Source organism: Curtobacterium sp. L6-1, assembly GCF_018885305.1.
GTDB classification, from domain to species: Bacteria; Actinomycetota; Actinomycetes; order Actinomycetales; family Microbacteriaceae; genus Curtobacterium; species Curtobacterium aetherium.
The window spans coordinates 16985-28973 of record NZ_CP076544.1; the positions used below are offsets into that span (position 1 = coordinate 16985).

Consider the following 11989-nt stretch of genomic DNA (forward strand, 5'->3'; position numbering starts at 1 on the left):
GGGTGAGCACCGCGATGTCCCGCCGGAGTCCGCCGCGGGTCTCGACGACGACTCCGTTCCCGCGCGGGCGGCCGCTGCTGAGGCGATGCCCCTCCCTGACCGAGCGGACGCCTTCGCGGCACTGCACGATGAACTGCGGACTCGCCTCGAGCAGGGCGGCGACGGACGTGATTGAGCACGACGGCTCGTCCCGCGGCCCGGCCCGGCCGACGACCTCCTCGGAGCGCCCGACGACTGATACTGGCCCCGCGAGTGATGCTGCCAGCGTCGGTCCGACCGGAGTCGCCGAGGCGGACGACACCGCCGGAGAGAGCGGCAGGGGTGGACCGGGCCGAGATGTTCCGCAATCCGCGGACGACCGGTCGGTCGCGGGCACCGCAACGACCTCGTCCGTGACTTCGACCTCCACACTGAAGCCGACTTCGATCACGACCCCAGGAGAACCGACGAGCACGAACGCGACTCCGACCACGACCGCAGGAGACCCGACGAGCACGAGTACGAGCACGAGCCCGAGCGTCGACGCGACTTCGAACGCGAACGCGAACGGGTCGGCCACGGCCACGGCCACGGCCACTGCCCCGGCACCAGCGACCGGCACCGCCCGGCTCGACAGCGCCGTGGCCGCCAGGGGGCTCGCACGCTCCCGGACGGCAGCCGCCGCCCTCGTCCAGGCCGGGCGGGTGACCGTCGACGGCTCGACGATCGTGAAACCCTCGACGCAGGTCTCAGCATCCGCCGACATCACCGTGGACACCGCGGACGAGTGGGTCTCCCGCGCGGCGCTGAAGCTCGTCGCCGCCCTCGACACCTTCGACCTCGACCCGAGCGGACGGACCGTGCTCGACGTCGGCGCCTCCACGGGCGGCTTCACCCAGGTGCTGCTGGCCCGGGGTGCGGCGCGGGTGATCGCCCTCGACGTCGGTCACGGGCAACTCGCACCGGTCGTGGCGCTCGACGACCGGGTCGCCGTGGTCGAGGGCGTCAACGCCCGGAACCTGACGCCCGCGGACTACCTCGCGCTCGACCCGGCCGCGTCGGACACCGCGCTGGTGGTCGGGGACCTCTCGTTCATCAGCCTGCGCTTGGTCCTGCCCGCGCTCGTCGCCTCCGTCCCCGCCGACGACTTCGTCCTGCTCGTGAAGCCGCAGTTCGAGGTCGGCCGCACCGGCATCCGCGAGGGCATCGTCCGCGACGCGTCGCTCCGGCAGGACGCCCTCATGAACGTCCTCTGGGCAGCGTGGGACCTCGGACTCGGAACAGCCGGGCTGGCGGCCTCGCCGATCCTCGGAACGCACGGCAACCACGAGTACCTCGCGCGTCTCCAGCGAGGCGGCGGGGAGAACCCGACAGAATGGATCGTCCGGGCGACGGAACTGGCGGAAGGAGCTCCATGAGCGACGAACGACACATCCTGCTCGTCTCGCACACCGGGCGGCGCGACTCGATCGACGCCGCGGTCGAGGTGTGCGACATCCTGCACGCCGCGGGCCTCAATCCCGTGATGCCGTTCGACGAGTACGCCGACGTCCGACGTGCCGAGGCATCGGTCGGACAGGTCGACATCCTCGGCGTCGACGTGCGCGCCGACGACCTCGAGATCGTCATCGTCCTCGGCGGCGACGGCACGATCCTGCGCGCGGCCGAACTGGTCCGTGGGACGTCGGTGCCGCTCGTGGGCGTGAACCTCGGGCACGTGGGCTTCCTGGCCGAGAGCGAGCGGGACGGCCTGGCGGAGACCGTGCAGCGCGCCCTGACCGGCGAGTACAAGGTCGAGGAGCGGGTCGCCCTCCAGGTCGACGTCGTCGTCGGCAACGAGGTCGTGTACTCGAGCTGGGCGCTCAACGAGGCCACGGTCGAGAAGGCGTCGCGCGAGCGCATGCTCGAGGTGGTCACCGAGGTCGACGGTCGCCCGCTGTCCTCGTTCGGCTGCGACGGCGTCGTGTTCTCCACGCCGACCGGGTCGACGGCCTACTCCTTCTCCGGTGGCGGCCCCGTGGTGTGGCCCGACGTCGACGCCCTCCTCATGGTGCCGCTGAGCGCCCACGCCCTCTTCTCCCGTCCGATCGTCGTGGGACCGGACCGTGTCCTCGCGGTCGAGGTCCTCCGCCGCACCAGCGGTGTCGGCGTGCTCTGGTGCGACGGCCGTCGGACGCACGACCTGCCTCCCGGCGCCCGCGTCGAGGTCCGGCGCTCGCCGGACCCGGTCCGCGTCGCCCGCCTGAAGGACGCCCCGTTCGCCGACCGCCTGGTCGCGAAGTTCCAGCTGCCCGTGGCGGGGTGGCGTGGCCCGGCCCGCGACGACGAGGGTGTCGACGAGTGATCGAGGAGATCCGCATCTCCGACCTCGGGGTCATCGGGGACGCGACGCTCGAGCTCGGTCCCGGCTTCACGGTCGTGACGGGCGAGACCGGTGCGGGCAAGACGATGATCGTGACCGCGCTCGGACTGCTCCTCGGCGCACGCGCGGACGCCGGCTCGGTGCGCCGCGGTGCCTCGAGCGCCGTCGTCGAGGGCCGCTGGGACCTGCCCGAGCACGCCGCCGTCGCGGAACGCGTCGAGGACGCCGGCGGGACGGTCGAGGACGGCGAGCTCATCCTCACGCGGACAGTCTCGGCCGAGGGACGCAGCCGTGCCACGGTCGGCGGACGCAGCGCCCCGGTCGCGGTGCTCGGCGAACTCGCCGACCAGCTCGTCACCGTGCACGGCCAGTCGGACCAGATCCGCCTGACGTCCGCGTCGGCACAGCGCGCTGCGCTCGACGGGTTCGGCGGCGCGGCGGTCGAGAAGGCCCTGGCGAAGTACGTCGCCGTCTACGACGCGTGGCAGCAGCACACCGGCGACCTCGAGACGCTGACGCGGGACCGTGACGAACGGCTCGCCGAGGCCGCCCGGTTGCGTGAGGCCTCCGACGAGATCGAGGCGGCCGACCCCCAGCCGGCCGAGGACGCCGAGCTCGCCGAACGTGCCGAGCGGCTCGGGAACCTCGAGGACCTGCGCCTCGCGGCCGGTCTCGCACACGAAGCCGTCTCGACGGAGGCACTCGACGGTCCGGACGTCATCGGCCTCGTCGAGTCCGCCCGCCGCGCCATCGAGCGGGTGGCGAGCGTCGACCCCGCCCTGCAACCGGTCCTCGAGCAGCTGACCGAGCTCGGGATCCAGGCGACCGAGGCGTCCGCGTCGCTGTCGAGCTACATCGGGTCGCTCGAGCCCGAGGCGGGGCGCGACCTCGAACTCATCAACGAACGCCGGGCCCTGCTCGCCGGGCTCACCCGGAAGTACGGCGACACCGTCGAGGACGTCATCGCCTACGGGCAGCGTGCGTCCGACCGGCTGCTCGAGCTCGACGGGGACGACGACCGCATCGTCGCGCTGCAGGAGTCCGTCGAGGCGGACCGGGTCGCCCTGGAGACCGCCGCTGCCGCACTGACGAAGGTCCGCACGAAGGCGTCGACCGACCTGGCGAAGCGGGTCACCGCCGAGCTGAAGAGTCTGGCGATGGCCGGCGCGACGCTGGTCGTCGAGGTCACCGACGCCGGGGAGTACCGGCGCCACGGACGCGACCAGGTGGCGATCCTGCTGCAGCCGCACTCCGGCACGGACCCACGGCCGATCGGCAAGGGCGCCTCGGGGGGTGAGCTCTCGCGGGTGATGCTCGCGATCGAGGTCGTCATGGCCGGCAGCACGACCGTGCCCACGTTCGTGTTCGACGAGGTCGACGCCGGCGTGGGCGGGGCAGCGGCGATCGAGATCGGCCGACGGCTGGCCGCGCTCGCGGAACGCACGCAGGTGATCGTCGTCACCCACCTGGCGCAGGTCGCCGCGTTCGCGAACAACCACCTCAACGTCGTGAAGGACGCGAGCGGGGCCGTGACCTCGTCGAGCGTCCGACGCCTCGAGGGCGACGACCGGCTGCAGGAGATGGCGCGGCTGCTCTCCGGGCTCGGCGACAGCGCGAGCGGCATGGAGCACGCGCGCGAACTCCTCGACGTCGCCGGTCAGCGCGCGTAGCCAGCCGGTCGGCCTGGAGGCACACCTCACCCCCGCCACTCGGTTCGCGCCCGCCCCCTGGTCAGCGCGAGACACCGGCGTCAGCACGAGACGCCGCCCGCGCTGCGAGACGCCGTCGGAACCTGCGGCGTCTCGCGTGGGCCGGGGCGTCTCGGTGGGAGCGACCACCGCCCGGCGCGACGTCAGCGGCGAACGCGGGTCGCGCCTCCCGGCACTTCTGACGTACGATGGAATCCCGTGGCGGACACTCTCAGCGGCGGTACCAATTCCTCGAACGCGACCCCGAAGGTGACGAAGCAGATCTTCGTGACCGGCGGGGTCGTCTCGTCCCTCGGCAAGGGCCTGACGGCGGCCAGCCTCGGCAACCTGCTCACGGCACGCGGCCTCAAGGTCGTCATGCAGAAGCTCGACCCGTACCTCAACGTGGACCCGGGCACGATGAACCCGTTCCAGCACGGTGAGGTCTTCGTGACCGACGACGGCGCCGAGACGGACCTGGACATCGGGCACTACGAGCGCTTCCTCGACATCGACCTGGCGCAGTCGGCGAACGTCACGACCGGGCAGGTCTACTCGACGGTCATCGCCAAGGAGCGTCGCGGCGAGTACCTCGGCGACACCGTGCAGGTCATCCCGCACATCACCGACGAGATCAAGCGTCGGATGCGCGAGCAGGCCGAGAACGACCCGCAGCCCGACGTCATCATCACCGAGGTCGGCGGCACGGTCGGCGACATCGAGTCGCAGCCGTTCATCGAGTCGGCCCGCCAGGTGCGCCACGAGCTCGGCCGGAACAACGTGTTCTTCGTGCACGTCTCGCTCGTGCCGTTCATGAGCGCCTCGGGGGAGCAGAAGACGAAGCCGACGCAGCACTCGGTCGCGCAGCTGCGGTCGATCGGCATCCAGCCCGACGCCCTCGTGCTCCGCTCCGACCGACCCGTCTCGGACGCGAACAAGCGCAAGATCGCCCTCATGTGCGACGTCGACGAGGACGCCGTGGTGAACGCGGTCGACGTGCCCTCGATCTACGACCTGCCGACGCTGCTGCACGACCAGGGCCTCGACCAGGTCATCATCGACGCGCTGAAGCTCGACGCGCACGACGTCGACTGGTCGGCGTGGAACCCGGTGCTCGACGCCGTGCACGAGCCGAAGAAGGACGTCACGATCGCCCTCGTCGGCAAGTACATCGACCTGCCGGACGCGTACCTGTCCGTCACCGAGGCCCTGCGCGCCGGCGGCTTCGCCCACACCGCCAAGGTCACGCTGAAGTGGGTCGTGTCCGACGACTGCACGACGCCCGAGGGAGCCGCGAAGCACCTCGGGGACGTCGACGGCATCTGCGTCCCCGGCGGATTCGGCGTGCGCGGCATCGAGGGCAAGCTCGGCGCGCTCCGCTTCGCGCGTGAGCAGGGCATCCCGACGCTCGGCCTGTGCCTCGGCCTGCAGTGCATGGTCATCGAGTACGCCCGCCACGAGGCCGGTCTGACCGACGCGTCGAGCACCGAGTTCGACCCGGAGACCTCGACGCCGGTCATCGCGACCATGGCGGAGCAGGTGGACATCATCGCGGGCGGCGACATGGGCGGCACGATGCGCCTCGGCCTGTACCCGGCGCACTTCACCGACGGGTCGCTCGCGGCCGAGCTCTACGGCGCCTCGGAGGCGTCGGAGCGCCACCGTCACCGCTACGAGGTGAACAACACCTACCGCGAGCAGATCGCCGACGCCGGCATGGTGTTCTCGGGCACCTCGCCCGACGGCACCCTCGTCGAGTACGTGGAGCTGCCCCGCGACGTGCACCCGTTCTACATCGCCACGCAGGCCCACCCGGAGCTGCGCTCGCGGCCGACGAAGGCGCACCCGCTCTTCGCGGGCCTCGTCGGCGCCGCGATCGAGCGGAACGAGTCCTCGCGGCTGTTCGATCCGGAGACCGAGGCGGTCGCCTGACGGACCAGGTCGCGGTCGCGACGGCGTGACGGCGTGGCGCCGTGACGGACGGGAGGCTCCCCACCAGTTGGTGGAAAGCCTCCCGTCCGCCGTGGGGCAGGATGGCGGTGTGACTGACGCACCGATCGCCGACGAAGCCGCCTCCCACCACGTCACCGCCTCCGAGCGGGTCTTCGAGGGAGCCGTCTGGGACATCACGCGGGACACGGTCGACTACAACGGCTCGGACATGGTCCGCGAGTACGTCGACCACACCGGCGCCGTCGCGGTCTACGCCGAGGACGACGAGGGCCGGGTGCTCGTCATCCAGCAGTACCGCCACCCGGTGCAGCTGCGCGACTGGGAACTGCCCGCCGGCCTGCTCGACCACGAGGGTGAGGACCACCTCACGGCCGCGAAGCGCGAACTGGCGGAGGAGGCCGACGTCGAGGCCGACGAGTGGCAGCACCTCGTCCGCTACAACACGTCGTCCGGCGGGAGCACCGAGTTCATCGAGGTGTTCCGGGCGAGCGGCGTCCGGCCAGCCGAGTCCGCGTTCGAGCGCGAGGCCGAGGAGGCCGACATCGTGATCCGCTGGGTGCCGCGCGCGGAGATCGTCGCCGGGATCCTCGAGGGGCGTCTGCACAACTCGGCGCTCATCGTGGCGACGCTCGCGGTCGAGGCCGCGGACCGCCGCTAGCCTCGTCGGGTGATCCCGTTCGCCCGCGCCACCCAGGACTACCTGCGGCACATCGCGATCGAGCGGGGGCTGTCCGAGCACACGCTCTCCGCCTACCGGCGCGACCTGACGACCTTCGGGGACTGGATCGGGACGCAGCCCATCGTGGACTCCGCCGGTGCCGACCGCGCCGGTGGCGCAACGGTCGTCGACGACGTCGGACGGCTGGCGCGCGCCGACCTGGCGGGCTTCGTGCAGCACCTCGCCACACGGCCGGGAGGACCCCTCGCGCCGCGGTCCGTCGCCCGGATGCTCAGCTCGGTCCGGTCGTTCACCGCGTTCGCCGCGGGGGAGGGCTGGCTGCCGCTCGATCCCGGCGCCTCCGTCCGCCCGCCGAAGGCGCCCATGCGCCTACCGAAGGCGATCTCGGTGCACGACATGGAACGCCTGCTCGGGGCGGTGGCCGGTGACGACCCCGTCCAGCTCCGCGACCGGGCCCTGCTCGAGCTGCTCTACGCCACGGGGACCCGCGTGTCCGAGGCCGTGGGGCTCTCGGTCGACGACGTCACGACCCTGGCAGGCACCGACGAGGTGGCGGACGTGGACGACGGCACCGACGTGTCGGTGGTCCGGGTGACCGGCAAGGGCAACAAGCAGCGGATCGTCCCGCTCGGCAGCTACGCGCGGGCGGCGATCGACGCCTACCTGGTGCGAGCGCGGCCGGTGTTCGCCGCGCGGGGGACGGGCACGCCCGCGTTGTTCCTCGGGACCCGGGGCGCTCCGCTGTCCCGGCAGAGCGCGTGGCTCGTCATCCAGGCGGCCGCGGAACGAGCGGACCTCGCGGCGCACGTCTCACCGCACACCTTCCGGCACTCGTTCGCCACGCACCTGCTCGAGGGCGGAGCCGACGTCCGCGTCGTGCAGGAGCTGCTCGGGCACGCGAGCGTCGCGACGACGCAGATCTACACGCTCGTCACCGCGGACACGCTGCGTGACGTCTACCAGACCGCGCACCCGCGGGCGCGGCGGTAGGCGGAGCACAGCACCCCGCGGAACGTGCGACCCTTGCGGCATGGACCTCGAGGTGGGGCACGGGCTGACCATCCCCGAGGCCGAACTGCAGTGGCGGTTCTCGCGGTCGTCCGGGGCCGGCGGGCAGCACGTCAACACGTCCGACAGCCGTGTCCAGCTGACCTGGGACATCGCCGCCTCACCGGTGCTCAGCGAGGACCAGCGGACGCGGCTCCTCGCACGGATCGGTCGGCGGACGGCCGCGGGAGCCGTCACCGTCACGGTGTCCGCACGTCGGTCCCAGCTGCGCAACCGCGAGACCGCGCTCGAGGCACTCCGCGACCTCGTCGCTGACGCGCTCGCCCCGCCCGGTGCCCCGCGGCGGCCCACCCGTCCGACGCGCGGCTCGCAGCGCCGTCGTCTCGCGAGCAAGCAGCAGCGGTCCGCGACCAAGCAGCAGCGTCGGCGGCCGACGGGCGACTGACGGTCCGTCCCGGCCGACGCCGTGTCAGAACAGGTGCAGGTGCTGGTCGAGGACGACCACGCCGGTCGCGACGGCGACCACGAGCGCCGAGGCGCCGACGCTCTGACCGACCACTCGCCACGCCCCGGTCGCGCCCGGGCGGAGGAGCGCGACGACGCCGGCCACCACGCCGAGGAGACTGCACGCGCCCCAGGGGTTCACCACGAGGGAGACGACGGCGAACAGGACGGCGAGCACCGCGAACACGCAGAACCGTCGGTCGGTGCTGCCGTACGCCCAGGACCCTGCCTCGGCGGACCCGGTCGGGGTCTCGACGGAGAACGCCGGGCCGCTCGACACCGCGAGGACGGGGAGCACCGGTGCCTGGGCCTCACGCTCGAGCACCCGGGTGGACTCGCCCCAGGTGCGGCCGTCCCACCACCGCAGTCGTGCGGTGTCCTGGGGGTCCGGGAACCAGCCGGCAGCCGGCAGTGTCACGGTCGTCTCCTGGGGTGGGCGGGTCTCGTCGGGGCGCTTCGACGCTACCCGTCACGCCGTGCCGGTCCCCGCCCCAGACCGGGTGTCGGCAGAAGGGAGGACCGGCCGCTGCCGCCTCAGGCGGGGACGGGCGCGGCGTCCACCTCGGTGAAGACGTCCTTGACGGCGGCGAGCAGCCGGACGTTGAAGTCGACCCCGAGCTGGTTCGGCACCGTGACGAGGACGGTGTCCGCCGCACGGACGGCCCGGTCCGCGGCGAGCTCGGCGACGAGCTGTTCGGGCTCGCCGATGTACGAGCGGCCGAAGCGGGCGAGTCCGCCGTCGAGGTGGCCGACCTGGTCCTGGCCCTCGACCTGGGCGCGGACGCCGAAGTAGTGGCGGGACTCGTCGTCGACGATCGGGATGATGCTGCGGCTGACGCTGACGCGGGGCTCGTGCTCCCAGCCCATCTCGCGCCAGGTGCTCCGGAAGCGCTCGATCTGCTCCGCCTGGAGCTGGTCGAACGGCACGCCGGTGTCCTCGGTGAGGAGCGTCGACGACATGAGGTTCATCCCCTGCTCGGCGGTCCACTCCGCGGTCGCCCGGGTGCCGGCACCCCACCAGATGCGCTGCGACAGGGAGTCGGACTGCGGAGTGATCGCCAGGGAGCCGACGGACCCGGTCATCTGCGGGTTCGCGTTCGCCATCGGTTCACCGGCGATCGCGCGCCGGAACACGGCCGTGTGGTCGCGGGCCAGGTCGGCGCCGTTCTCGTCGTCCGCCTCGGGCACGTAGCCGAACGAGCGGTAGCCGGCGAGGGCGGTCTCGGGTGATCCCCGGCTCACGCCGAGCTGCAGTCGGCCGCCGGAGAGGAGGTCGACGGCGGCCGCCTCCTCGGCCATGTACAGCGGGTTCTCGTACCGCATGTCGATCACGCCGGTGCCGATCTCGATGCGGCTGGTCCGGGCGGCGATCGCGGCCAGCAGCGGGAACGGGGCAGCCTGCTGCGGCGCGAAGTGGTGGACGCGGAAGGACGCGCCGTCGACGCCGACGTCCTCGGCGGCGACGGCGAGGTCGACCGCCTGCACGAGGGACTCGCGCGCGCTGCGCACGCGGGAGCCCGGAACGTCACGCCAGTGCCCGAAGGAGAGGAACCCGATCTTCGTCATGTGCATGCGAACGCATCTGCGTCGGGGTCCATTCCGTCGGACTACGGTCGGTCGCATGGACCCCGACCCGCGCACCGCACTCGAGACCGAACGGGCACGGGCGACGAAGCTGCTGGGTGACGTCGAGCGCAGCATGCAGGACGTCAGCGACGCGCGGGACGGTGCCAACACCGACGACGAGCACGACCCGGAGGGCGCGACCCTGGCCTGGGAGCGCGGGTCACTCGGTGCGGTCCGCGACGACGCCCGCCGGCGCATCGAGCAGGTGGACGCCGCCCTCCGTCGGCTCGACGCGGGCACGTACGGCCGCTGCGCAGTCGGCGGTGAACCGATCCCGGAGGCGCGGCTCGCCGCCGTTCCGTGGGCCGCGACCTGCGTCGCCCACGCCTGACGGGCCTCCCGGTCGCCGACACCCACCTCGCGCGGACCCGTTCCGCCGCCGTTTCCCAGCCGCGCGCCCTACCGTTCGGACATGCACGGCGACACCGACGAGACCGACCGGAGCGCAGCTCCCGACGCGACCGCGTCGGCGGAGCACACCGCCGGCGGCCGCCAGCGCTTCCAGTGGTTCCGCGACCTCCGCACCTGGATCCACGCCAGGCCGCACGTGCACCTCTTCTACAAGGTCCTGGTGGGGATCGTCGGCGGGCTCATCGTCGTCATCGGGCTCATCCTGGTGCCGCTGCCCGGACCGGGGTGGCTCGTCGTCTTCATCGGCCTGACGGTCCTGGCGAGCGAGTTCCACTTCTTCCACCGGATCATCACCTGGCTGCGTGCCAAGCTGCACCGCTTCTGGGACTGGGCGAAGCACCACGCCCCCTCGAAGCGGATGCGCGACGCGGCGGACCGGGGCAAGGCGGACGTCGACGCGGCACACGCCGAGGCGCACCGGAACGTCGGGGTCCAGCGGCCCCGGGGTCGGACCGCGCGGCCCGGGCACTGACACGCCGGGGTCGGACCGCGCGTCCCCGCCACTGAGGCGGGTCGTCAGACCGCGCGGACCGAACCGGTCGCGGTGCGCTCGACGGCGCCGGCTGCCGCTTCCTCGACCTCGTGCGCAGCCCTCGACGTGAGCTGCAGGACGAGGGCGACGCCCGCCGCGAGGACGATGAACGCGCCGTACCCGGCGAGCACCGGCACCAGTCCGACCGTCGGTTCGAGCAGCCCGCCGATGACGGCCGGCACGCCGAACGCCAGGTAGCTGACGACGTAGATGGTCGAGAGCAGTCCCGCCCGGTGCGTCGGGGCGGCGGTGGCGAGCAGCATGCGCAGGGGCGCCTGGAACCCCGCGCCGAACCCGACGCCGGCGATCGCGCTGCCGACGACGAGCCCCGGCAGGGAGTGCGCGAACACGAAGCCGATCGTGACGATCGGCCCGAGGACGAGCGCGACGAGCCCGACGAGCACGCCGATCCGGGCGTCCAGCCGCTGGGTCGCGATGCCGGTGGCCGCGCCGACCCCGGTCACGACCGCGATCAGCGCGCCGGCCGCGAAGTGGTTCTCGATGCCGAACACCGCGCCGAGTGCCGAGGGGACGAGTGACAGGAAGAGCCCGCCGAGCGCCCAGCTCGCGATGAGGGAGCCGGCGACGCTGCGGAACAGGCGGCGTGAGGAGCGGGGGACGGAGACCGTCGGGCGGAGGGAGCGCAGGGCTCCGGGGCGACGGGCGACCTGCTCGGGGACGACGACCAGGGCGACGAGCATGAGCACGAGGAGCGCGCCGAACAGCAGGTAGACGAACTGCTCGGGAGCGGGACCCCACTCGACGAGTGCCCCGCTCGACAGTGCGCCGGTGGCGAGGGCGATCGGCGGGACCGCCCCGTTCAGCACCCCGGCGAGGGCCGGGTGACGCTCGAGGGAGTTGTCGATGAGCGCGGCGCCGAGTGCGCCGATGAGCAGTCCGACGGACACGCCCTGCACGACACGGTCGAGCACGAGTGCGCCGAAGCCGTGGGCGACGGCGAAGAGCCCGAGCGAGACGGTGAGACCGAGGCCGCCGACGACGAGCACGGGCTTCCGGCCGACGTGGTCCGAGAGCCGCCCCGCCACGAGGAGGCTCACCAGGAGCCCGGCGACGTAGATCGCGAACACGGCGGTGAGCATGAGCGGGGTCAGGTGCCACTGGGCGGCGTACACCGGGTAGATCGGCGAGGGGACGGCCGAGGACGCCAGCGAGACGAGCAGCATCGCGGCGATGATCCAGAACCCGGCGATCGAGCGGGTGGACTGCATGGGTGACCCTTCCGTCGT

The 11989-nt window shown here is 72.6% G+C and carries 12 protein-coding genes; 9 read left to right on the forward strand and 3 right to left on the reverse strand.

The genetic code is table 11. The annotated features are described in order from the left end of the window. Nucleotides 1–392: 392 nt before the first annotated feature. From KM842_RS15770 to arfB, 7 genes are all read left to right on the forward strand, one after another. Nucleotides 393–1397: a TlyA family RNA methyltransferase gene (locus tag KM842_RS15770; RefSeq protein ID WP_301183807.1), complete on the forward strand. Its 1005-nt coding sequence runs from the start codon at nucleotides 393–395 to the stop codon at nucleotides 1395–1397. Then, nucleotides 1394–2323, forward strand: a complete 930-nt coding sequence (locus KM842_RS00050; RefSeq protein WP_216259824.1) for an NAD kinase — start codon at nucleotides 1394–1396, stop codon at nucleotides 2321–2323. Before KM842_RS15770 ends, KM842_RS00050 begins: the two co-directional genes overlap by 4 nt. After that, the gene (gene recN / locus KM842_RS00055; RefSeq protein ID WP_216259826.1) at nucleotides 2320–4011 is read left to right on the forward strand and encodes a DNA repair protein RecN; all 1692 of its coding nucleotides are present in this window, start codon (nucleotides 2320–2322) and stop codon (nucleotides 4009–4011) included. Before KM842_RS00050 ends, recN begins: the two co-directional genes overlap by 4 nt. Before the next feature lie 237 nt (nucleotides 4012–4248). After that, on the forward strand, nucleotides 4249–5961 hold the full coding sequence (pyrG, locus tag KM842_RS00060; RefSeq protein ID WP_301183808.1) for a CTP synthase: 1713 nt from the start codon (nucleotides 4249–4251) through the stop codon (nucleotides 5959–5961). 109 nt (nucleotides 5962–6070) lie between these two features. Beyond that, nucleotides 6071–6640, forward strand: a complete 570-nt coding sequence (locus KM842_RS00065) for an NUDIX domain-containing protein (RefSeq protein ID WP_253206167.1) — start codon at nucleotides 6071–6073, stop codon at nucleotides 6638–6640. 12 nt (nucleotides 6641–6652) lie between these two features. Beyond that, a complete protein-coding gene (locus KM842_RS00070; RefSeq protein ID WP_216261910.1) occupies nucleotides 6653–7651 on the forward strand; it encodes a site-specific tyrosine recombinase XerD in 999 nt (332 codons plus the stop codon). 40 nt (nucleotides 7652–7691) lie between these two features. After that, the gene (gene arfB / locus KM842_RS00075; protein ID WP_216259828.1) at nucleotides 7692–8114 is read left to right on the forward strand and encodes an alternative ribosome rescue aminoacyl-tRNA hydrolase ArfB; all 423 of its coding nucleotides are present in this window, start codon (nucleotides 7692–7694) and stop codon (nucleotides 8112–8114) included. A 24-nt stretch (nucleotides 8115–8138) separates the two neighbouring features. Here arfB and KM842_RS00080 read toward each other — a convergent pair whose 3' ends face one another. Together KM842_RS00080 and KM842_RS00085 are read right to left on the reverse strand one after the other, a co-directional pair. Continuing rightward, entirely contained in the window at nucleotides 8139–8591 is a 453-nt protein-coding gene (locus tag KM842_RS00080) for a DUF2510 domain-containing protein (protein ID WP_216259830.1), read from the reverse strand. Nucleotides 8592–8707: 116 nt separating this feature from the next. Beyond that, nucleotides 8708–9745 (reverse strand): LLM class flavin-dependent oxidoreductase, encoded by a 1038-nt coding sequence (locus KM842_RS00085; protein ID WP_216259832.1) that lies wholly within the window; start codon nucleotides 9743–9745, stop codon nucleotides 8708–8710. Nucleotides 9746–9794: 49 nt separating this feature from the next. Here KM842_RS00085 and KM842_RS00090 point away from each other — a divergent pair, with 49 nt between their 5' ends. Next, complete coding sequence (locus KM842_RS00090) at nucleotides 9795–10130, forward strand: TraR/DksA family transcriptional regulator (RefSeq protein WP_216259833.1); 336 nt, start codon at nucleotides 9795–9797, stop codon at nucleotides 10128–10130. A gap of 81 nt (nucleotides 10131–10211) precedes the next feature. Continuing rightward, complete coding sequence (locus KM842_RS00095; RefSeq protein WP_216259836.1) at nucleotides 10212–10682, forward strand: TIGR02611 family protein; 471 nt, start codon at nucleotides 10212–10214, stop codon at nucleotides 10680–10682. Between the two features lie 44 nt (nucleotides 10683–10726). Here the strand turns inward: KM842_RS00095 and KM842_RS00100 are convergent, their stop codons facing one another. Then, nucleotides 10727–11971 carry an MFS transporter gene (locus KM842_RS00100; RefSeq protein ID WP_216259838.1) on the reverse strand — a complete coding sequence of 415 codons (1245 nt, stop codon included), beginning with the start codon at nucleotides 11969–11971 and terminating at the stop codon, nucleotides 10727–10729. Nucleotides 11972–11989 lie beyond the last annotated feature (18 nt).

What these genes read in the sequence shown, in the direction of transcription:
- arfB (WP_216259828.1), top strand. Translation starts at nt 7,692, where the DNA reads ATGGACCTCGAGGTGGGGCACGGGCTGACCATCCCCGAGGCCGAACTG.
- KM842_RS00090 (WP_216259833.1), top strand. Translation starts at nt 9,795, where the DNA reads ATGGACCCCGACCCGCGCACCGCACTCGAGACCGAACGGGCACGGGCG.
- KM842_RS00095 (WP_216259836.1), top strand. Translation starts at nt 10,212, where the DNA reads ATGCACGGCGACACCGACGAGACCGACCGGAGCGCAGCTCCCGACGCG.
- KM842_RS00085 (WP_216259832.1), bottom strand. Translation starts at nt 9,745, where the DNA reads ATGCACATGACGAAGATCGGGTTCCTCTCCTTCGGGCACTGGCGTGAC.
- KM842_RS00100 (WP_216259838.1), bottom strand. Translation starts at nt 11,971, where the DNA reads ATGCAGTCCACCCGCTCGATCGCCGGGTTCTGGATCATCGCCGCGATG.
- KM842_RS00050 (WP_216259824.1), top strand. Translation starts at nt 1,394, where the DNA reads ATGAGCGACGAACGACACATCCTGCTCGTCTCGCACACCGGGCGGCGC.